Origin of the sequence: Nonomuraea sp. NPDC050540, assembly GCF_044457485.1 — a bacterium.
In the GTDB taxonomy this organism is placed as follows: domain Bacteria; phylum Actinomycetota; class Actinomycetes; order Streptosporangiales; family Streptosporangiaceae; genus Nonomuraea.
On record NZ_JBITHA010000007.1, the window covers coordinates 355589 to 375992 of the forward strand.

General features: G+C 71.5%; 15 protein-coding genes. 4 read left to right on the forward strand and 11 right to left on the reverse strand.

Translation table 11 applies throughout. The features are described 5' to 3' along the window. Window positions 1–7: 7 nt before the first annotated feature. The 7 genes from ACIBI5_RS25955 to ACIBI5_RS25985 form a co-directional block, all read right to left on the reverse strand. The gene (locus ACIBI5_RS25955; RefSeq protein WP_397250954.1) at window positions 8–1525 is read right to left on the reverse strand and encodes an FAD-dependent oxidoreductase; all 1518 of its coding nucleotides are present in this window, start codon (window positions 1523–1525) and stop codon (window positions 8–10) included. After that, window positions 1522–2751 carry a Gfo/Idh/MocA family protein gene (locus ACIBI5_RS25960; RefSeq protein WP_397250956.1) on the reverse strand — a complete coding sequence of 410 codons (1230 nt, stop codon included), beginning with the start codon at window positions 2749–2751 and terminating at the stop codon, window positions 1522–1524. Before ACIBI5_RS25960 ends, ACIBI5_RS25955 begins: the two co-directional genes overlap by 4 nt. Continuing rightward, window positions 2748–4043, reverse strand: coding sequence for an ABC transporter substrate-binding protein (locus tag ACIBI5_RS25965; protein WP_397250958.1), 1296 nt, complete (start codon window positions 4041–4043; stop codon window positions 2748–2750). Before ACIBI5_RS25965 ends, ACIBI5_RS25960 begins: the two co-directional genes overlap by 4 nt. Window positions 4044–4067: 24 nt before the next feature. Further along, window positions 4068–6509 carry a DUF4838 domain-containing protein gene (locus ACIBI5_RS25970; protein WP_397250960.1) on the reverse strand — a complete coding sequence of 814 codons (2442 nt, stop codon included), beginning with the start codon at window positions 6507–6509 and terminating at the stop codon, window positions 4068–4070. Between the two features lie 18 nt (window positions 6510–6527). Then, complete coding sequence (locus tag ACIBI5_RS25975) at window positions 6528–7373, reverse strand: carbohydrate ABC transporter permease (RefSeq protein WP_397250962.1); 846 nt, start codon at window positions 7371–7373, stop codon at window positions 6528–6530. A 16-nt stretch (window positions 7374–7389) separates the two neighbouring features. Next, the gene (locus ACIBI5_RS25980) at window positions 7390–8355 is read right to left on the reverse strand and encodes a carbohydrate ABC transporter permease (protein ID WP_397250964.1); all 966 of its coding nucleotides are present in this window, start codon (window positions 8353–8355) and stop codon (window positions 7390–7392) included. Between the two features lie 224 nt (window positions 8356–8579). Further along, window positions 8580–9587, reverse strand: a complete 1008-nt coding sequence (locus ACIBI5_RS25985) for a D-cysteine desulfhydrase family protein (RefSeq protein WP_397250965.1) — start codon at window positions 9585–9587, stop codon at window positions 8580–8582. A gap of 93 nt (window positions 9588–9680) precedes the next feature. On the opposite strand from ACIBI5_RS25985, the gene ACIBI5_RS25990 reads away from it, so the two are divergent. Continuing rightward, window positions 9681–10979 carry an amidohydrolase family protein gene (locus tag ACIBI5_RS25990; protein ID WP_397250967.1) on the forward strand — a complete coding sequence of 433 codons (1299 nt, stop codon included), beginning with the start codon at window positions 9681–9683 and terminating at the stop codon, window positions 10977–10979. A 180-nt stretch (window positions 10980–11159) separates the two neighbouring features. Here ACIBI5_RS25990 and ACIBI5_RS25995 read toward each other — a convergent pair whose 3' ends face one another. Beyond that, the gene (locus ACIBI5_RS25995; protein ID WP_397250969.1) at window positions 11160–11984 is read right to left on the reverse strand and encodes an oxidoreductase; all 825 of its coding nucleotides are present in this window, start codon (window positions 11982–11984) and stop codon (window positions 11160–11162) included. Window positions 11985–12126: 142 nt separating this feature from the next. Between ACIBI5_RS25995 and ACIBI5_RS26000 the strand changes: the two genes are divergently transcribed. The 3 genes from ACIBI5_RS26000 (at window position 12127) to ACIBI5_RS26010 (ending at window position 14284) form a co-directional block, all read left to right on the forward strand. Continuing rightward, window positions 12127–12834: a helix-turn-helix domain-containing protein gene (locus ACIBI5_RS26000; protein ID WP_397250971.1), complete on the forward strand. Its 708-nt coding sequence runs from the start codon at window positions 12127–12129 to the stop codon at window positions 12832–12834. Window positions 12835–13241: 407 nt separating this feature from the next. Then, entirely contained in the window at window positions 13242–13766 is a 525-nt protein-coding gene (locus ACIBI5_RS26005) for a hypothetical protein (protein ID WP_397250973.1), read from the forward strand. 155 nt (window positions 13767–13921) lie between these two features. After that, complete coding sequence (locus ACIBI5_RS26010; protein WP_397250975.1) at window positions 13922–14284, forward strand: hypothetical protein; 363 nt, start codon at window positions 13922–13924, stop codon at window positions 14282–14284. A 72-nt stretch (window positions 14285–14356) separates the two neighbouring features. On the opposite strand, the gene ACIBI5_RS26015 is transcribed toward ACIBI5_RS26010, so the two are convergent. From ACIBI5_RS26015 to ACIBI5_RS26025, 3 genes are all read right to left on the reverse strand, one after another. Beyond that, complete coding sequence (locus tag ACIBI5_RS26015) at window positions 14357–14890, reverse strand: DUF1062 domain-containing protein (protein ID WP_397250977.1); 534 nt, start codon at window positions 14888–14890, stop codon at window positions 14357–14359. Window positions 14891–15092: 202 nt separating this feature from the next. Next, window positions 15093–16172: an ABC transporter substrate-binding protein gene (locus tag ACIBI5_RS26020; protein WP_397250979.1), complete on the reverse strand. Its 1080-nt coding sequence runs from the start codon at window positions 16170–16172 to the stop codon at window positions 15093–15095. A gap of 52 nt (window positions 16173–16224) precedes the next feature. Further along, window positions 16225–20379: an amino acid adenylation domain-containing protein gene (locus ACIBI5_RS26025; RefSeq protein ID WP_397250981.1), complete on the reverse strand. Its 4155-nt coding sequence runs from the start codon at window positions 20377–20379 to the stop codon at window positions 16225–16227. Between the last annotated feature and the right edge of the window lie 25 nt (window positions 20380–20404).

Below are 20404 nucleotides of genomic sequence, written 5' to 3' on the forward strand. Positions count from 1 at the left end.
TGCTCCTTCAGACTCGTCGGGCCAGGTGGTCGGCGGGCCAGGCCAGGGCCATCCCGCGACCCTCACGCAGAAGCGCCTGGAAGTCCGCCAGGAGCCCGGGTTCTCCGGCGACCGCCTGGGGCTCGGTGCCGCGCCGTACGCAGAAGGCGGCGAGCGCTCCGGCGGCCTCCCCGATGCTCCACTCGACGGGGTGGACGCGGTAACAGCCGTTGGTGATGTGGGTGGTGCCGATGTTCTTGGCCGCCGGCAGCAGGTTCCGCATCCGTACCGGCAGCAGGGCGCCCAGCGGGATCTGGAACGGGTAGGTCGAGACGTCCACGTAGTTGCGGCCCGACGCGGTGGGGTGCAGGTCGATCCGGTAGGCGCCGACGCCGACGGAGTCGGCGAACCGCTCCGCGCCCGCCAGCCCCGCCCGCGCCTCCACCCCGACGTCGAGTTCGGTGATCCGGCGGCGGCTGACGATCCGCCGCCCCTCCCGCACGTACGGCGCGCGGGCCAGGCCGTCGCGCGTGCCCATCACCGAGCCGCACGGCCGCAGCCCCCGCCGGCCGAGTTCGGTCTGCAGCCAGTAGACCAGCGACAACGTCAGCTCTCTCGCCTCGGCCAGCCGGGTCTGCCTGGCCGGCGTGTCCACGCCGGTGACGACGCCGCCCAGGTAGTCGTTCTGCGGCCAGTTGACCAGGGTCACGTCGGTGCGCGCGGGCTCGTAGTGCGCCCCGTAGCGGATCCGGCGAAATCGCCAGAGGTCGGGCAGCTCCCACCGGCGCGGTTCGAGTGTCCACGGGTGCGGCACCGTCAGGCTGAGCAGCCTGTCCGGCCAGCCGGGCGGCGCGAAGGCGCGCCAGCGGTCGTACCCGGCGGGGCGCTCGATGGTGTGGTCCTCCCCCTCCCGGTTCTCCAGCGCCACGCACCAGGTGATGGCCTGCTGGGTGCCCTCGTCGGCCGGTCCCTCCAGGGCGTGCGGCTCGCCGGTGTCGTCCTGCGACTCCGCGCCGAGCACGTGCTCCGTACCGGTGAGCGGCAGGAGGTCGCCCTCCTCGGTGGCGTCGAGGACGTAGCCGGCGCCGATCGTCACCAGCGTGCCGTCCGGCCGGGCGAACGTGACCGCCTCGACCCGGTCCCCGGTGACGTCGGCGTGGACGGGACGCGGGCCGCGCAGCACCTCAAGGCCCGCGGCCAGATCATCCAGGACCTCGGCGATGACCACGGGCTCGGCGCAGATCGGGCTGACCGCCCCCTGGCCCGGGTTGAGCAGCGGGTCGGCCCGCGCGGCGGGCGTCAGCTGCCTGTGGGTGCGATACCAGTCGCGCAGCGCCGCGCGAAAGCGCCGGTACGTCGGGGTGACGCCCAGCCGCTCCGTCCACCCGTGCTCGTCGGAGGGCACGCCCTGGGAGGTGAGCTGGCCGCCGAGCCACTCCTGCTCCGAGACCAGCAGCACCGACGCGCCGCCCTGCGCGGCCGCGAGCGCCGCGGCCAGCCCGCCGGTCCCGCCGCCGACGACGAGGACGTCGTAGCGGTCCCTCATACCGTCACCACCGATCCCGCGCGGCGGGCGCGTTCGGCGGCGAAGACCGCGAGGTGGGTCTCCAGCGACTCCAGCGCCCCCGACCGGATGCGGGTCGCGTCACCGGTCGCCACCGCCGTCACGAACGCGTCCATCAGCGCGGCGTCGCCGCCGCCGTGCCCGCCCGCGACCGTCGCGTCACCGGCGGGCGCCGCCTCGGCGACGCGGGTGCGCTCGCTGACGAAGTCGAAGACCTCCGCGCGCTCCCCGTCGCCCTCCAGCGAGCCCCGGGTCCCGAACAACCGGGTACGCCGGTGCCCGCCCTTGACGAAACCCGTCATGGTCAGCGAGCCCGTCGCCCCGCCCTCGAACTCCAGCGAGACCACCTGGTGGTCGACCACGTCGTTCCTGCCCAGGTAGACGCACTCGCCGTACGGGCCGGTGCGCAGCGCCCGCAGGATGGAGCCGTCGTCCGGCTCCGGCGTCAGCACGTTCATCGGCCAGCCGTGGCCGCGCTGGTTCTGGAGCCTGAGATAGATGCGGTCGGCGGCGTAGGGGCAGCCGGCGGAGACCCCGCAGTCGAGGCAGCGATCGGCCGCGCCCTCCGGCCGGTTCTCCGGGCGGAAGTGGGTGAGGGAGCCGAAGCTGGAGACCCTGGCGATCGGGCGATCCATCACGTACCGCAGCCAGTCGACGTCGTGGCACGACTTGGCCAGCAGCATCGACGAGGACGCCTCCTCGCTGCGCCAGTTGCCCCGGACGTAGGAGTGGGCCTGATGCCAGTAGCCGACCGGTTCCAGGTGCTGGACGGAGACGAGGTCGCCCAGTTCGCCCGAGGCGACCACGTCCTTGATCAGCTCGGTGTATCGCGTGTACCGCATCACGTGGGCGACCGCGAAGAGCACCCCGGCCTCCAAGACCGCGGCGACGACGCGCTCGCAGCCCTCGGCCGTCGGCGCGAGCGGCTTCTCCAGCATGATGTGGTAGCCCTGCGCGGCCAGGGCCTCGGTGGGGCCGACGTGCTCGCGGTCGGGGGTGGCGATGATCGCGGCGTCGGCGAGCCGTCCCGCCCGCGCGAGTTCCTCCCACGAGCCGAACCGCGCTCCGGCCGCGACGCCGGGGAGCGCGTCCGGCCTGGGGTCGGCCACGGCCACCACTTGCGCCCGGTCGGGATGCCCGGCCGCCCAGCGGGCGTAGCCGGACCCCCGGCTGCCCGCGCCGACGATCGCCAGGGTGACGGGGCTCATCGGTTCTTCCAGTACGTCACCGTCTCGTCGGCGAGCTTCCGGACGAACTCCGCCGCGGTGATCCTGCCGAAGATCAGCTCGTCGTTGACGGGGAAGATCACCTTGGTCTGGTACTCGGAGAAGTCGGAGCCCGCCCGGACCTTGACGATGCGGCCGGCGTCGAGGAGCTTCTTGATCTCCGCCACCTCCGGCGCGGCGGGGACGTCCGGCCTGATCGCGATCTCCTTCGCCGTAGAGGCCAGCTGATCCTGGTACTTCTTCTGCAGGAAGAAGGAGATGAACTGCTTGGCGGCTTCCTGGTTCTTCGCCTTGGCCGGGATGCCGAACCCGACCAGGGCCACGTTGGCCGGTGGCGCGGGCCTGCCGCCGACCGCCGGGAAGGGGAAGGCCCGGTAGTCGAAGCCCTGCTTCGCGTATGGCAGCGTCTCCCTGGGCAGCCAGGTGCCGCCGTAGATGAAGTCGGCGTCGCCGTTGGCCCACTTCTGCTGCTGGGCGGGGAACTTGCTCGCGGTGTATCCGTCGGCGAAGTAGCCGCCCTTGGCCAGCTTCTCGATCAGCTTGGCCGCCTCCAGGTACGCGGGCTTGAGCCAGGTCTGCCCGGTCTTGTCCTTGACCGCGTTCACGTAGCCCTCGTCGCCGGCGACGGCCATCGTGAAGTAGGTCAGGTAGTAGGCGTTGTAGCCGGTGAGGCTGCCGTCCTGGGCGATCGGCCGGCGTCCCTTGGCCTTCTCCGCGTCGAGCGCCGTGAAGAACTCGTCCCAGTTCTCCGGCGCCGTCGCCGCCAGCTCCGGATGGCTCTTGCCGTCGTAGAAGAAGGCGTAGCTGGAGGCCTGGTAGGGCACCATGACCGGGCTCGTGCCGCCGACGGGCGTGGCCACCGTCTTGTAGGCGTCGCCGACCAGGTCGCCCACGGTCTTGTCCTCGCCGGGAACCTTCGCCGCGTAGACGGGGGTCATGTCCAGCGCGTTGCCCGTGGAGGCCAGCGCGCTGACCAGTTCGGTGTTGTTCGTGTCGAGCAGGTCGGCGGGGACGTTGCTCGTGTTCAGGGTGGGCAGCAGCGCCTTGGTCGGGTTGCGGCCCTTCCACTGCACCTTCACCCTGATGCCGGTGGCCTTCGTGAACTCGGCGACGGCCTGCGCCATCACCTTCTGGTCGGCCTCGCCCTCCGACCACATGCTCCAGAGGGTGAACTCCTTGCCGTCCCCCGAGGAGGACGAGCCGCCGCAGGCGGCCAGCGTCAAGGTCAGCAGGGTCGCCGTGCCCGCGGCGAGAAGTCTCGTGGTGGTTCTCATCGGGATGCCTGTCTGTTCGGTCGGTCAGGAGTTCTCGTCGTGCAGGACGACGTCGTCGAGGTGGATCGCCGGGCGGGCGGGGTCGTGGTCGATGATCGTGACCACGAGCAGGACGTGGTCGACGGACTTGGCGCCGATGACGGCGGGGACGTCCTCGACGACGCCGAGCCAGGCCCAGCGGCCCGTCGTCTCCGCGGTGAACCGCAGCGGCTGGGCGTAGACGCGCAGGGTGGCGCCGGCGGCGTCGCGGGCGATGAACCGGGTCGCGGCGACGGCGGGCGACCTGCCGGTGGAGCGGTAGCGGAACCTGGCGGCCACCAGTCCCGGCTGGATCTTGACGCTCTGGGTCGCGTCGACCTGGGGGCCGGTGAGCGCCAGGCTGGCCGTACCGGAGAAGGAGGGGCCGCGGACGATCGCGGCCCGGGTGGAGGAGATCGTCCAGGGGGCGGGCGTGCCGTCTTCGAAAGAACCGTTGACCACCCGGTTGGGCGCGGCTCCCGACGCCACGCGCAGGATGAGCCTGGCCAGCCTGGCCTGGTCGCCCGTGCCGGCGGCCGCGGTGGTGAGGCGGTCGTGCAGCGCGCCCCTGTTGCCGTCGCCGCGCACGCGGTCGGCCAGCGTCCAGAACCGGTAGGGGTCGAAGCCGGTCCAGTTCAGGAAGAGCCGCTCGGGTTCGAGGCGGTGGCGCAGGATCGGGTCGGGCTTGACCTCCTGGACGATCTGGATCCGGCGTCTGGCCAGCCGTACCTTCTCGTCGAGGGTGGTCAGGGTCTCCTCGGCCAGCGCGAGCGCCTGCCGGTCCGTCCTCGGGACCGGAACGGGACGGAAGTAGCTGAGGGCCGACGCCTCGTAGTACTCGAAGGCGCGCAGCAGGATCGCGGCGCGTTTGACCTGGGCGGGCGTCTGGGCCTTGGCCGCGGCCGCCTCCAGTAACCGGCGGGCCCGCGCCACCTCGGCGGGCGTGATCTCGGCGAGGTAGTCGGCGAGGTTGAGGGAGAAGTAGGTGCGGTGCCTGCCGAGGGCGAAGAACGGCGTGCGGGGCACGCGCCCGGACCAGAAGGAGTCCCAGAGCTCGTAGTAGCGCACCAGGTCGGCCGCGCCCGCCGGGCCCACCGCCCGCTCGCACCACTCCCGCAGCAACGCCCGCACGTCGGAGCGCACGTCCCAGGTCAGCCGCGCGAAGATCCACGCCTTCGGGCCCTCACCCCAGTTCGGGTACAGCTCCGCGTAGTGGAAGGCGACGCCGTTGGCCCTGGCCCACGACCACGCCTGGCGCATGCCGTCGAGGTCGAGCCTGGGCAGCGTGTACGGCGTGCCGTAGGCGTAGTCGTACCACCCGATCCTGGTGGCCACCCGCCGCCAGGCCCTGGTGTGCCGCCGGTCGATCTCCCTGCCCTCCTCGTTGGCCCAGATGTACCTGTCGCGGGTGAGGAAGGGGACCACGCTGGGGTGCAACGGGAAGGGCGGCGGATCGACGACGTGGGTGTAGGCCAGCAGGCCGATGGTCTTGCCGGGGAACTCGGCGGCCACCCGCTCGGCGACCGCGTTGACGAAGCCGTAGTAGGCGCGTGAGGCGGAGGCGTAGCCGAAGGAGTTGAGCGCGGGCTCGAGCTCGTCCTCGCTGTAGCCGTTCAGGTCGTTGGCGCCCAGGGAGATCGAGGTCACGGCGGGGTTGTCGCGGAAGAACGTGAGCACGTACTCGGCGGCGCGGTCGACCACGTCCTTCCGGCTGTAGCGCGGCTGCCATCCGGTCGTCTGGTTCGGTCCGGGGAGCACGGTCTTCCCGTCCTTCAGCGGGTAGTAGTCGGGATGGAAGCCGGGGAGGTCGGGATTGGCGTACACCTTGGGCGGGAAGATGGCCGCCATCTTGTGGTGGAACTCGACGGGCCAGTGCGCCCGCGCCGCCCTGGAGGCCCACCGGAGGTTGATGTCGGCGCTGTCCCAGCCGTCGCCCTTGCCCAGGTCGCTGAAGACGCGCATGGAGAAGGCGGGCGTGGTGGACAACCGCTCCGCCGGTACGGCGAGGTCGCCGCGGGCCGGCACGTCCTCGCCGTCGGGCCCGGGGAACAGCCAGCGGACTCCGGCGTAACGTTCCAGGAACTCGTAGACGCCGAACCTGGTGCCCCATGAGCTGGCGCCGGCTATCACCAGGCCGTCGGCGTCGGGGCTGATCGCGAAGCCGTCGCCCGACACGTCCGCCGGTGGCGGGCCGCCGAGCCGTACGCTGGTCTGGCCCGCCGGGGCCTGGCCGGTCGTGATGGGCAGGCGCGCTCCGGTGGACTTCTCCACGTAGTCGGCCAGGGTCTTGGCGGCGCTGGTCAACTGGGCGTCGGCGGCTTCGGGAAGGACGATGACGGCGGTGGCCGTACCGGCTCGCACGAGGAAGAGTCCGGCCGACGCCCGCGCGGGCACGGCCAGGAAGGCCGGGAGCATGGCGCCCATCTTGAGGACGGTTCTGCGTTTCACAACTACCTCCGCGACTGGCTACCTGCTGTAACCCGCGGCGATGCCTTCGATCAGCCGCGTGCCCATCCACAGGTAGAGCATGAGAAGCGGGATCACGATGATCGTGATGCCGGCGAAGAGCACCGACCACTGGGCGCCGGTGTACTGCATGGTCTGCATGAAGTGCAGGAGCGACAGCGAGATCGTCGTCTTGTCCTGGAGCAGGACCAGGGCGAAGAGCGTCTCGCCCCAGTGCGAGATGGCCTGCAGGACGAACAGGGTGAGCAGCCCCGACCGGGTCAGGGGCAGCATGATCTTCACGTAGGTGCGGGTGGGCGAGGCGCCGTCGATCGCCGCGGCCTCCTCGAGCTCGCGGGGCAGCGAGGCGAAGAAGGCCGTCAGGAAGAAGACGGCGAAGGGCACGCTGGTGCCGATGAAGACGATGACCAGCCCGGTCAGCGAGTTGACCAGGCCGAGCTTGTCGAGCGCCACGAAGATGGGGATGAACAGGGTCTGCGCGGGGATGCCGAGGCCCATCGCGAAGAACACGGTGGTGGCGTTCGACCACCGCCAGCGAAACCGGCTCAGCGCGTACGCGGCCGGCGCCGCGATGACGACGGTGACCACCCCGCTGACCAGGACCAGGATCAGCGAGTTGAGCACGCCCTCGCCGAACTTGGCCGCGTCCCACGCCGTGGCGTAGTTGGACCACTGCGGCGAGGCGGGCAGCCCCCATGGATCGTTGAACACCTCGCGTGTGGTCTTCAGCGAGCTGAGGAACATCCACAGGACGACGAGCATGTCGAACACCGCCAGCGACCACGCGGCGGGCATGGCGATGAAGAACAGGGGTCCACGTGAGCGCCGGGCGCGGGACATTTTCATGATCGACTCCAGTCCTTCAGTAGTCGACGTCGTCGCGACGCTGGGTGGCGTGCCGGGCCAGAAGCGTCAGCCCGACGGTGAGGACGAGCATGAGCACGGCGCAGGCCGCCGCCATGCCGAATCCGGCCTCGCCCTCCGAGGGGAAGGCCGTGGCGTAGGAGTAGAGGGAGAAGTTCCAGATCTTGGTGGAGGGCAGTTGCCCCGTCGCGCCGGAGAAGGTCAGCAGAAACTCGAAGACCTTGAGCGCGCCGATCATCCACAGCACCATGCAGACGCCGACGACGTCCCACATGAGCGGTAGCGTCACGTACCTGAAGCGCTGGAAGGCGCTGGCGCCGTCGAGGTCGGCCACCTCGTAGTAGTAGCGGGGGATGCGGTCGGTGGCCGCCATGAAGATCACCGTGTAGCCGCCCGAGCTCAGCCACACCATGCCGAGCATGATGGTCTTGAACGCGTTGTCGCTGGACAGCCACTCGGGCACCGAGCCGAACCCGATCGCGCGCAGCCCGGCGTTCACGAGCCCGTCGGGGTCGTACATGAACCCCCACAGGATCGAGATGACCACTCCGGGGATGAGGGTGGGAAAGAAGATCACCGCTCTGACGAACTTCCTGCCCACCATGTCCTGGAGCAGCATCGTCAGGACGAAGCTGAGCAGGAACACGCCCGCGCCGACCCCGAACACGATGAGGAAGGTGTTGACGAACGAGGTGTGGAAGACCGGGTCCTTGAACATCCGGGTGTAGTTCTGCAGCCCGACGAACTCCATCGGCCCCACGCCGGCCCACTTGTTGAAGCTGATCCACACCGTGAAGACGGTGGGCGCGATCATCACCAGCAGGTAGATCACGAGCGACGGCATGATGAACGGGGCGAGGAGGCGGCGCCGGCTGCGGTCGAGCGGGCTGCCCTGGTTCTTGCGGGCCGCTCGTTCCGCCTGCCGGTCTTCCGCGCGGGTTTCGACGAGCGTGTCGACCACCATGGAACCTCCGTGGGTTGTGACCGGGGTGTGGGGATCGCGCTGCCGAGGTTGTGATCACTTCTGTCGGGGCGATGGAAGGAAGTCTGTGACCGAAACCCAGCTAATGTCAACAGGCAGAATTCATGTTTCATTTGATGCAACCGACTCGCTACGCCTGACCCGGCGGTGGTAGAACCCGCCGGGTCAGGCGTTTCAACAGTCGGCACAGGCCGTCGTTCAGCGGGTCATGGCTGCGGCGTCAGCGCGTCCGCGTAGCCGAAAAGCGCGGGAAGGCCTCCGGTGTGCACGAAGACCACCCGCTCCCCCGGCGCGAGCAGGCCCCGGCTGCAGTGGTCCAGCAGGCCGGCGAAGCCTTTGCCGGAGTAGACCGGGTCCAGCAGGATGCCCTCCGCCGCGCCCAGCGTGGCGATCGCCGCCAGGCTCTCGGCGCTCGGCACGCCGTAGCCCTCGCCCACGTAGCCGGTCAGGTTGACGACGTCGGCGGGCTCGATGGCGCTCGCCAGCCCGAGCAGTTCGGCCGCGCCCCTGGCCAGCGCGGCGATCTGGGCAGGGGGCAGGTAGGCCTCGTGGGCGGCGGTCATCGGGTTGACTCCCACGACGCGGGTCGGCAGCCCGAGCAGCTCGCAGCCCAGCTGGAGCCCGGCCTGGGTGCTGCCCTGGGAGGTGACGAAGATCCAGTCCGGCGCCTCCCCCGCCTCCACGATCTCGACGAGGGCCTCGACGTAGGCGAGCGCGGCGAGCGTCAGGCTGCGGGTCGCCCCCATGCCCACCACGTACGGCCGGCGCCCCCGCTCGCGCAGCCGCGCCGCCAGTTCGTCCTTGCGCCGCGTGCTGCTCTCCGCCGGGTCGATCGGGGTGATCGTCGCGCCCAGCAGGTGCGAGACCAGGTGGTTGCCCTGGACCGGAGCGCTCATCGCGTCCCGCTTGGGCAGCAGGAACACCTCCAGGCCCAGCTTCGCGCCGGCCGCCGCCAGCTGCCTGGAGTGGTTCGACTGCGAGGCGGAGCCCTGGATGACGCAGTCGGCGCCCTGGGCGATCGCGTCGCCCAGCACGTACTCGTGCTGGCGCACCTTGTTGCCGCCGAAGGCCAGCCCGGTGCAGTCGTCGCGCTTGACGCTGATCGCCGGGCCCTCAGCCGCCGACAGCCTCGGGCAGGCGTCGAGCGGGGTGGGCAGGTGCGCGAGCCGTACCCGCGGCAGGCGGGCGAGCCGCTCCCTCACCGTCGTGATCATGTTTCCTCCATGGTTGACGCGATGGGCGCCGATCCTTACAGTCAGGGACGCCATTCACAATCGAGGACCGCATTCACATATGTGGAGGAGATCGTGACACCAGGCCGATGGATACGATGCGGCAGCCTCGTCGACGGCCACGGAAAGTCCCCGCTCACCGACATGGCCGTGGAGGTGAACGGCCCGCTCATCGGCCAGGTCATCCCCTGGGCACAGGCGCCGGACGGCGCCCGCGCGCACGCCGTCGACCTGTCCGGGCACACGCTCGCGCCCGGATTCGTCGACGCCCACGTGCACCTGCTGTTCACCGCCCGCGAGACCCACGCGGCGACACGGGCCGCCATGCGGGCCGCGACGCCCGCGCACCTCGCCTTCACCGCCGCGCGCAACGCCGCCGAGTGCCTGCTCGGTGGCGTGACGACCGTCCGCGACTGCGGCGACCAGGACTTCCTCACCCTGGAACTGCGCGACGCGATCGCCGCCGGCCTCCTGCCGGGACCGCGCGTGCTCGCCGCCGGACCGCCGGTGACGGTCACGGGCGGGCACCTGTCGTGGTGCGGGAAAAGGGCCGACTCCCCCGACGAGGTACGGCGGGCCGTACGGGAACTGTGCGCCGCGGGCGTGGACCTGGTGAAGATCATGGCCAGCGGCGGCAACATGACCCACGGCTCCAACCCGCGCATGCCGCAGTTCGACGAGCACGAACTGCGCCTGGCCGTGACCGAGGCGCACCGTCTCGGCCGCAGGGTGGCGGCGCACTCCCAGAGCGCCGAGGCCACCCGCCGCTCCGTGGCCGCGGGGGCCGACACCGTCGAGCACTGCGGCTGGAACCTGCCCGACGGCTCGGCCGAGCTGGACCCGCGGACCGTGGACGCCATGGCGGAACGGGGCACGTGGGCGGTGCTGACCTACTCGGGAAGCACCCGGCCGATGCTGCCCGAGTACGCCGGCCACCCGTCCGGGGAACGCGCGGCGGCACTGGCCCTGTCCGCCACCGGTGACCTGCACGGCGACTACCGGTGGGCGCGCGCCATGCGCGATCGCGGAGTACGCATGGCGCTCGCCAGCGACGCCGGGGTCCGCTACACCCCGTTTCGCGCCTTCACCGACAGCATCAGGTGCGGCATGGTCTCGCTGGACCTCCGCGCGGCCGAGGCCATCGGCCTGGCGACCAGGCAGGCCGCCGAAGCGCTCGGCATCGCCCACGAGGTGGGCAGCGTCGAGCCGGGCAAGCAGGCCGACCTGGTGGTGCTCGACGGCCTCGTGCACGCCGCCACCACCAGGATCGGCGCCGTCCGCCAGGTCTGGCGCGCGGGCACGCCGGTGGTGGATCACGGCAAGCTCACCCTGCCCACCGGCCCGGAGGCGCACGATCCTCCTCGCGGAGGATGACACGCGGTATGACCAGATGCTTCGTCACGACTTGCCTCTCACAGGCGTTCACATGCGGTGAGGCACATCGTTTCAGCAGGTAGCCGCCATATTCTTCGCCAATCCGGATGAACCGCCGGGGCTATCCCCCTCCGGAGGACCTCCTCCCACGGGCGTACAGACCAGCGCCGGGGGGACGGTCTACTTGCCGGCGAAGTTCGTGACGAGCTTGTCGAACTCGCGGTCCGTCAGCGTCCTGTTGAGCTCCAGGAGCCGGTCGGCCATCCAGCCCACCGCGTAACGCGTGGCGGGCTTGCCGGCCTCGACGGCCTCCCGGATCGCGGCGGCGACGACGCCCGGGTCGGAGCCCTGGGTGTCCTCGCCGAGCTGCGACTCGGCGCGCTCGGCCATCGCCTCCGCCATGGCGCCGTAGGCGGTCGCGCCGGAGATCTCGCGCAGGTCCCGCGGCGTGTGGTCTTCGAACTCGGTCTTGATGATGCCGGGCTGGACGATCACGACATCGATGCCGAACGGCTCGACCTCCATGCGCAGGGTGTCGGAGTAGGCCTCCAGCGCGTGCTTGGTCGCGTAGTACCAGCAGCCGAGCGGCAGCGCGATCTCGCCCCCGATGGAGGAGATGTTGATGATCGTGCCGGACCCCTGTTCGCGCATGTACGGCAGGGCGAGCTGCACCAGTCGCGCGGGTGCGAACACGTTGACCTCGAACTGGTCGCGCGCCTGGTCGATGGAGACGTCCTCGGCCGCGCCGTGCACGACGGTCCCGGCGTTGTTGATCAGCACGTCGATGCGGCCCCGCTCCCGGGCGACGGTGCTGATGACCCGTTCCAGGTCTTCCGGCCGGCGTGCGTCCAGCGCCAGCGCGTGCCCGCCGGCGTCACGGATGTCCTCCATCATGTGGACGCGGCGGGCGGCGCCGTAGACGATGTGGCCGGCGCGGATGAGTTCGAGGGCGGTGGCCTTGCCGATCCCGGCGGAGGCGCCCGTGACGATGACGACCTTTTCCATGATGACTCTCCTCTTCGTTCAAAATGAAGGCTAGGATCGCGCTTGTCTTGGGACAACTCACGAAACATATAGACGCAGGCAGACAGCCTCATACTGGTGCAATGAACGTGCAGCTGAGTGCAACAACGGGAAGACTGATCACATGCCAGGAGACCGGCTGACGGCCGAGGAGCGCCGCCGTATCGCCGAGGGGATGGCGGCCGGCCTGACGTACGCGGAGATCGCCCGCAGGCTGGGCCGCTCCAGGTCCACCGTCACCCGCGAGATCGCCAGGAACGGCGGCCCGCACGGCTACCTGGCCGCCCGCGCGCAGCACGCGACGAGCTGGCGCGCCCGGCGGCGCAGGCGCGCTCCCCACGCCGGCGACGTCCCGGGCGCCCACGCCGGTGACACCCCCACGGTCAGGGAGTTCGAAGAGCGGTTCGTCGCCATGATGATCGAGACCGGGATGGCGCCCATGACGGCGAAGGTGTTCGCCGCGCTGTTCATCAGCGAGGGCGGCAGCCTCACCGCCGCCGAGCTGGTCCAGCACCTTCAGGTCAGCCCGGCTACCATCTCCCATGCCATCAGATGGCTGGAGCTCAGGGAGATGGTCACCCGGGAGCGCGAGGCGCGCCGGATGCGGTACGTCGTCGACGTCGACGTCTGGTACCGCACCTGGGCGGCCAGCGCCCGGTCGATGGCGATGTGGGCCGCCACCACCCGGCACGGCGCCGGGATCTTCGGCCCCGACACCCCCACGGGCGACCGGCTCCACACCACCAGCCAGTTCTTCGAACTCCTCGGCCACGACATGGCCCAGGCGGCCGAGCACTGGCGCCAGGCCCTTTCCATGCACCGCCGGCGGTGAACGCGCCGGCTCCGGCAACCCCCTGGGACGCGTACCGTGCGCGGATGGCCCGTGGTCGAAGGATGAGCGGATAGAGAGGCCGTCGGCGTCCGGATGGGCGGCATGCGCCCGCTTCGCAGCCGAGACGACCTACGGGATCCCGCTGGATCCGGATCCCGGAAGACTGGACACCCGCCGCCCGATGCCACTTGGCGTGCCGGTGGACGACGTGTCCGACGACCGGCTCCCCGGGGGAGTCCCCGGTGCGGGCGGCGGCAGACCGTGCACCGTGGTCGCCACGGTCACCGGACCTCGATCGCCGGCCGCCGGGCACGTATCCGAGCCGGGCCTTCCTGCCGCAGGGATCGGCCGGGCCGGCGGATCCGGCCCGTGACCTCGGTGAAACCGGCGCGGACCACACTGAGCAGATGCGTCTCCTTTTCGCGCTGCTGGCGCTGATCGCCCTGTCCGGCTGCGGCTCCGGCGCGACGCTGAGCCAGGCCGTCATCGACCGGGCCGCCCGGCAGGGTGTGGCGCCCGAGCTGATGTACGTGGTGGAACTGCCCGGGTTCACACTGGCCGAGCAGTCGGTGGGCGCGGTCGGCGACGACGGGTTCGGCGCCGTCTACACCTCCGCGGACGGCGGGCAGGTGGAGTTGCGGGTCGACCGGACACCATACAGATGTGTGGGGACCTGCGAGCGCGATGGCGACGGCTGGTACACCGAGCACGAGGGCCGTCAGGAGTACGTCGCGGTCCGCGCCAGCCACTACGTGCGGCTGGTCTGCCAGGCCGGGCAGGTGGACCGGGCCGTGCTGAAGCGGGCGGCCGAGGAAGCCAAGCCGGCCGTCGGCGACGGAACACCCTCGCCGCCTCCCAGCCCCGTCGAACGCGGCGACCTGCCGCGCGACGGCGACGGCGCGCCGATCCAGCCGACCGGCCCCGGCGGCTGAGCCACCCGACGGGCCTGCCACCGCCTGATCAGCCGTTGCAGGGCACGTCAGCGAGGTTGATTGGAATTGATTGTCTTTTCCGCGCGCCCTGAAGCCAATCAACATCCGGGTGGTAGACCGAGATCGACCCGCACTCCGTCGCACAGAGGAGATCCATGAAACGGATGATGAGCCTGGCCGTCATCGGCGCCGTGGCCGCCACCCTGTCCGCAACCGGTCCCGCGCAGGCCGAGCCAGTCCTCCAGTCGAGCGCCACCGCCTCATGCCCCAGCGGGGCGGTGTGCCTCCAGGAGCCGGACGGCTCCATAGCGCGCCGGAACATCTGGTACTCGTACGGGGCACACAATCTGGTGAACGTGTACGGCACCAAGATCCTCATCAACAGCCAGACCGGCGGAGCCGGCTTCCAGATATGCAAGGGCTACAACGGCGCCGATTGTTACCCCGTGCAGCGCGCCACGGGTGCCTACGGCGCGTACGACTTCACGCCCATCAACTCGATCGTGCTGGTGCGATAGCCGCGCCGGTCCCCGATGGAACGGAGCCGTGCGGCTCGCCCTCCTCGCGGAGGGCGCGCCGCACGGTGCTGGTCAGTCCGCCGGCAGGATGATGAACGAGAAGTCCGTATGTATCCGTCGGACGAGGGATATTTCGGATTTTATGCGGCGCTCGGTCTCGCCCCTGCTGATGCCCAGCCCCTGGGCGATCAACCGGTCGGGCCGGACGGGAACCGGGTCGGCGAAGGACACCTCCACCTTCACCGGCCAGCATGGATCCGGCCGCTCCGGCGGCGTGACGAGGCGCCAGGCGTCCGTCCAGTCCAGGGTGAAACGGTTGCGCCGGGCGAAGAACGGGTCGAGCAACCAGCGCGCGACCAGCTCGGAATCGTTGTTCTCATACGCCCGAAGGTCCGCGACCGAGCGGGCCGGAGTCCGCTCGTGCACGGTGAGTTTGCCGGTCCGGTCGCAGGCGGCGCAGCGGACCAGCAGCCAGACGTCGAGGAGCTTGCCGTTGGCGTTGACGCGGAAGCGGCCCTCGCCCGTGGTGGCGGACGCGGCCCCGCAACCGGCGCAGCGCAGCGTCAGCAGGGGCAGGCGGGTGCGCCGGACGATCCAGGGCAGCACGACATGATCGATATGGGGTTGTGAAGACATGATCTCTCTGAAGACCTGACGGGCACGCCGAAGCAGCCGGCGGCTGCGCGGCGTCGGGAAACGGGGTCAGGTCTAAAGAGCGGGCGGGGTCAAGCCGGTGTCCTCACGTCGATGGCGTGACCGCACCCTAATACCGCGTTCGCGGCCCGATCAACGCGTTTTCACGTGCGGATCATGAGCCGGTGTGGAGAGTCCGGAAGCGGCCGGGTTCCGCGGGATCCCGGTCGGCGACCTGGATGGGCGGCCAGGCCCACTGCCAGACGCCGATACCCGGTGTGCGGGAGAACCGGATCTGGCCGCGGGTGCCCTCGACCGCCACGTGCGGCCAGGATTTGGCGATGCCCGGCCGGTCCACGCCCTGGGAACGCAGCACGCCGGCCAGGACCGTGATCGTGTCGTAGCCCTCGAAGGCGACGAAGGACGGCGTTTCGGCCAGCCGTTCGCGGAGGGCGGTCTCGACGCGTGCTCCCAGGGGGCTGAGGCGCTCGGGCAGGTAGCGCAGGAACGGGATCGCGGCGCCGTCCTCGCCCAGCAAGCTCGCCCATCCGGCGAACTCCGGCTGTCCGGCCGGAGCACCGATCAAGATCCCGGACAGGCGCGGGTCGCGGCGCACGGCCCTGACGATCGGCACCGCCGGGTCCGGGTGGCCGACCAGGAGCAGGAGGGCGGTGGCGCCGTTTCCGGCGAGTTCGTCGCACACGTCCGCAGGGGCGAGCGTGCCCATGTCGAGGTCGATGACGTCGAGGTGTTCCCGGAGGATGCGGGCCCCCGACGCCCAGTAGACACTCGGCTGGGCGGCCACGGCGATGCGGCTGTGGCCCGCGCCGAGAAGGAAGTCCGCGTAGATCCGCCAGCCGCGGGACTGCGCCGGGGCCAGGCGCGCGACCCAGTCTGTCGGCTGTTCGGTGAGCGCGTCGAGAACCGCCGACGAGCAGAGGTACGGCAGGCCGAGCGCGTCGGCCCTGGCGGCGACGGCACGGGCGACGACGCTGTGGTACTCCCCCGCCAAGGCGGCCACGCCCAGGCCGGCCAGTTCGTCCACGGCCGCCGCGGCCTTCGCCGGATCGGCCGCGGTGTCCCTGACCACCAGGTCGAGCGGCCGTCCGCCGATCCCGCCGGTGTCGTTGACCTCACCGGCGGCCAGTTCGAGTCCGGCGAGCAGGTGGCGGCCCGCTTCTGCCCATCCCGGCCGGGTCAGCGGAACAAGAGCTCCGACCCGGACGGGCGATGCGTCGGCAGGTGGTGTGTTCATGTGGTGGTGTCTCCCGTGCGGCCCGGACCTTGGTACTGGTGTGCTCGCCTATTCAACGCGCACGAGGGCCGGAGACGTCAAGCTCCCCGGCGGCTATCAGGTGGGTGAGCAGGCCGTCCAGGAGCGCGGAGGCGGGCGGGCAGGTCAGGCCGGCCCCCGCCAGCGTGCGTTCGGTGCGGGAACAGTCGAAGCCGGGGCCCTTGGCCTGGCCGTACTCGGTGAAGGAGCGGGGGTAGGCGGCCACGGGGAGGGGTTCGCCGGCCGCCAGCCGCGCGCGCACCTCGGCCCGCCAGCCGGCGCCCGGGACCAGCCGCAGCGTGAGGCCGCGTTCCCGCAGACCGGCGACGATGTGGGCGGAGCTGAGCGTGTGCGGGTTGTAGTAGTGGAAGTCGCCGGTGGCGCCGCCGCGGGCGAGGTGGATGATCGCCGCCGCCACGTGGTCCACGGGCGTCATGTCCAACCGCTCACCGTCGGGGACGGCGCCCAGCGTGACGCAGGTGGCGAGGAACCTGCCCAGGAAGTCGCCGGGCGGGCAGGCGCCGGTGGCGGTGTCGCCGCTGATCCTGGCCGGTCGATGGATGCCCACCGGCAGCCCGGCCTCCCGGGCCGCGGCGGCGAGCCGGTCGGCCGCCCATTTGCTCTGGTCGTAGCCGGGGTGCAGCAGGTCGGGCTCGGGCAGCGGGTCGTCCTCGCGCACCACCCGCTCCCCCGGCGCCAGGTGCACGCCGAGCGTCGAGACCAGGTGCACGGGGATCGCGGCCGTGGCGGCCAGGCGGAGGATCTCCAGCGTGCCGCCGACGTTCGCCGGTCGCAGTCCCGCGTACGGCTTGGCGAAGTCCACCAGGCCGCCGCTGTGCACGATGAGGTCGAGGGTCCCGGCCAGGTGGCCGAGCCGCCCGGCGAGTCCATCCATCGCCAGGTCACCCGGTTCTGGCACGATCGTGCCGGCCAGGTCGGGTTTCCACAGGCCGTAGCGCTCCAGGTTGGCCCGCAGGCGAGCCGCCGGATCGGACCCTCTGACCAGGCAGTGCACGGTGATCCCCGCCGAGGCCAGCCCGGCCAGCAGGTACGCCCCCAGGAACCCGGTGCCCCCGGTCAGCAGCACTCGCCGGGGCCCGGTGACCCGGACCGGGACCCGGGAGACCACCAGGTCGTCCGGCAGCACCGCGTCGGCCCGCACGTCCGGCCCGCGCACCGCCTGCCCGTCCAGGCGGGCGGCCAGTTCGGCGAGGTCGGCGGCGGCGAAGAAGACGTCGAGCCCGACCGGCCGCCCGGTGCGCGCGGCGATCCGGCCGGCGGTCTTGGGCGTGAGCAGCGAGTGGCCGCCCAGGTCGAAGAAGTTGTCCCGGCGCCCCACGGGCACGCCGAGCGTCTCCTCCCACACCGCGGCGACGGTCCGCTCGGTGGGAGTGCGCGGGCTCTCGTACGGCACCGCCTCCACCTCGGGCAGCGGCAACGCCCGGTAGTCGATCTTCCCGTGCGGCGTCATGGGCACCGCGTCGAGCATGACCAGGTCGTGCGGCACCATGCCGGCCGGGAGCTTGCCCGCCAGGAAGGCGCGCAGCTCGGCCCGGGTGATCCGGTCCCCGGTGAGGTAGGCGACCAGCCGCCCGCGCACCCCGGTGACCACGGCCTCCCGTACGCCTTCGTGAGCCAGGCAGGCCGCCTCGACCTCGGCCGGTTCGACCCGCACGCCGTTGATCTTGAGCTGCCGGTCGTCGCGTCCCAGGAACTCCAGGTTCCCGTCGGCCCGGCGGATGGCCAGGTCCCCGGTGCGGTAGACGCGCTCGCCGCGGAAGGTGACGAAGCGCTCCGCGGTCAGCTCGGGCCGCCCCAGATAACCTTCGGCCAGGCACGGCCCGCCCACATACAGCTCGCCGGGCGCCCCGATGGGCGCGAGCGCGCCGTGCCGGTCCAGGACGTAGGCCCGCACGTGCGGCAGCGGAGTGCCGATCGGCAGGTGGGGACGCGGGCCGAGTTCCGACCCGTCGACCGTCCGGTAGACGGTCGCGCACACGGTCGCCTCGGTGGGGCCGTAGTGGTTGAAGAACGACAGGCGTCCGCCGGTCAGCCGGGCCCAGGTGCGCAGCCGGTCCACGGGCACGCTCTCGCCGCCGACCATGACGGTGGTCAGCGGGCCCGGGTCCACCGCGTCCCGGCCGGCCAGGTCGTCCACCCACTGCCGCCAGAGCGCGGTGGGCGTGTCCACCATCGTGATGCCGTGCCGGGCGCACAGCTGCAGCGCCTCCGGTCCGCTCAGCGCGAAGGGCGAGGGGTGCAGCACGATGGCGGCGCCGCTGAGCAGGGCCGGATACAGGTCGCCGGCCGAGGCGTCGAAGCTGAGCGGCGGCACCATGAGCACCCGCTGGCCGGGGCCGAATCCGTGCAGGTCGATGAAGGCCCGCGCGAGCCGTACGACGGTGTCGTGCGCCACGACGACGCCCTTCGGCGCGCCCGTGGAGCCCGAGGTGTAGATCACGTAGGCGGGACCGTCGGACGGCTCGCGCGGAGGCGCGGGCAGGTCTCGCTGAGGCGCGGGCAGGTCGCGCACCGACGTGCCGATCGCGACCGCGGCGCCGCAGTCGGCCATGAGCGCGGCCAGCCGGTCGGCGGGCTGATCGGGGTCGAGGGGCACGTAAGTCGCGCCGGCCTTGAGGGTGCCGAGCAGCGCGACGATCGCCTCGGGGCTCGCCTTGAGGCACACGGCCACGCGCGCGCCGGGCCGTACTCCTCGCTCGCGCAGTTTCCCGGCCAGGTCGCCCGCGCGCGCGTCCAGCTCCGCGTAGGTGAGCACGTCGCCGGGCGTGATCACCGCGGGCGCCTGGGGTGTACGGCGGGCCTGCGCGGCGATCAGCTCCTCCAGCCGGAGCTCCGGCTCGGCCAGGGGCGCGCCGGAGCCCAGCAGCATCGCCTGTTCTCGCGGCGCGAGCATGTCCAGCTCGCTCAGCCTGGCCTCCGGCCGGGCGGGCATCTCCCGCAGCAGCCGTTCCAGATGCGTGGCCAGGCGGGCCACGGACTCGGCGTCGAAGCGCTCGGTGCTGTAGGTGATCACCAGGTTGAGCGCGTCCGTGCCGACGACCACGTCCACGGCCAGGTCGAAGGTGGCCCGCTCCGGTCCGGTCCCCACCGTCTCGCCGGCCAGTTCGCCCAGCCGCAGCGGCTGCTCGCCGACCAGCCCGAGCATGAGCATGGTCTGGAATATCGGCGTACGCGCGGGATCGCGGCCCACCCCGAGGTCACCGACGACCTGCTCGAAGGGCACCGCGGCGTTGGAGAACCCGCGCAGCAGCCGCCTGCGCACCCCTTTGAGCAGTTCGCCGACGGTCGGGTCGCCGTCCAGCGCGGCGCGGACGGCCAGAGTGTTGATGAACAGGCCGAAGACGTTCTCGAACTCCTCCTGGTCCCGTCCGGCGACCGGGGTGCCGACGCAGAAGTCCTCCTGGCCGGTGTGGCGCATGAGCAGGGTCTGGTAGGCGGCCATCACCACCATGAACGGCGTGCACCGCCGGGCTCTGGCCAGTTCGGCGACGCCGTTCCAGACCTCGATCGGCATCGTGTGGACGAGCTTGGCGCCCGCGGTGCTCCTGACCGCCGCCCGCGGCCGGTCGGCCGCCAGTTCCAGCACGGGCGCCCCGTCGAGCTCGGCGCGCCAGAACGCGCGCTGCTCCTCGTGCTCCTGCCCGCGTCGCGCCGCGGCGTAGTCCCGGTACGGCGGAGCCTCCCGCGCCGGCGGCGCCTCGCGACCCGCGGCGAAGGCGGCGTAGAGCTCGTCGAGCTGCGGGAACATGACACGTTCCACCGACCAGGCGTCCCCGATGAGGTGGTGCATGGTCATGACCAGCACGTGATCGGCAGGTGTGAGCCGCAGGAGCGAAGCCCGGAACAACGGCCCCCGGGCGACGTCGAAGGAGGCGTCGGCCCTGGCTGAGATCAGGTCGCCCAGCCCGGCCTCGTCCGTCTCGACGACCTCCAGGTCAACCGGTACGGCCGGCCGTACCTCGGCCACGGGCGTCTCGTCCACCTCGGGGAAGACGGTGCGCAGCGACTCGTGCCGGGCGGCCAGCTCGCCGAGGGCGCGGGAGAGTGCGGTGACGTCGAGCTGGCCCCTCAGCCGGGCCGCGACCACCATCGTGTAGCTGGAGTCGCCGCCGGCCAGGCGGTCCAGGAACCACATCCGCTCTTGCGCGGGTGACAGGGTGGCGAACATCGTGGCCGATACTCCCTTTGCGGGT

Bases quoted from the DNA above. Each gene is read 5' to 3' on its own strand.
- ACIBI5_RS26000 (WP_397250971.1), top strand. From the start codon at position 12,127: ATGCCAGGAGACCGGCTGACGGCCGAGGAGCGCCGCCGTATCGCCGAG.
- ACIBI5_RS26020 (WP_397250979.1), bottom strand. From the start codon at position 16,172: ATGAACACACCACCTGCCGACGCATCGCCCGTCCGGGTCGGAGCTCTT.
- ACIBI5_RS26010 (WP_397250975.1), top strand. From the start codon at position 13,922: ATGAAACGGATGATGAGCCTGGCCGTCATCGGCGCCGTGGCCGCCACC.
- ACIBI5_RS26025 (WP_397250981.1), bottom strand. From the start codon at position 20,379: ATGTTCGCCACCCTGTCACCCGCGCAAGAGCGGATGTGGTTCCTGGAC.
- ACIBI5_RS25985 (WP_397250965.1), bottom strand. From the start codon at position 9,587: ATGATCACGACGGTGAGGGAGCGGCTCGCCCGCCTGCCGCGGGTACGG.
- ACIBI5_RS25965 (WP_397250958.1), bottom strand. From the start codon at position 4,043: ATGAGAACCACCACGAGACTTCTCGCCGCGGGCACGGCGACCCTGCTG.
- ACIBI5_RS26005 (WP_397250973.1), top strand. From the start codon at position 13,242: ATGCGTCTCCTTTTCGCGCTGCTGGCGCTGATCGCCCTGTCCGGCTGC.
- ACIBI5_RS25955 (WP_397250954.1), bottom strand. From the start codon at position 1,525: ATGAGGGACCGCTACGACGTCCTCGTCGTCGGCGGCGGGACCGGCGGG.
- ACIBI5_RS25960 (WP_397250956.1), bottom strand. From the start codon at position 2,751: ATGAGCCCCGTCACCCTGGCGATCGTCGGCGCGGGCAGCCGGGGGTCC.
- ACIBI5_RS25975 (WP_397250962.1), bottom strand. From the start codon at position 7,373: ATGAAAATGTCCCGCGCCCGGCGCTCACGTGGACCCCTGTTCTTCATC.
- ACIBI5_RS25995 (WP_397250969.1), bottom strand. From the start codon at position 11,984: ATGGAAAAGGTCGTCATCGTCACGGGCGCCTCCGCCGGGATCGGCAAG.
- ACIBI5_RS25980 (WP_397250964.1), bottom strand. From the start codon at position 8,355: ATGGTGGTCGACACGCTCGTCGAAACCCGCGCGGAAGACCGGCAGGCG.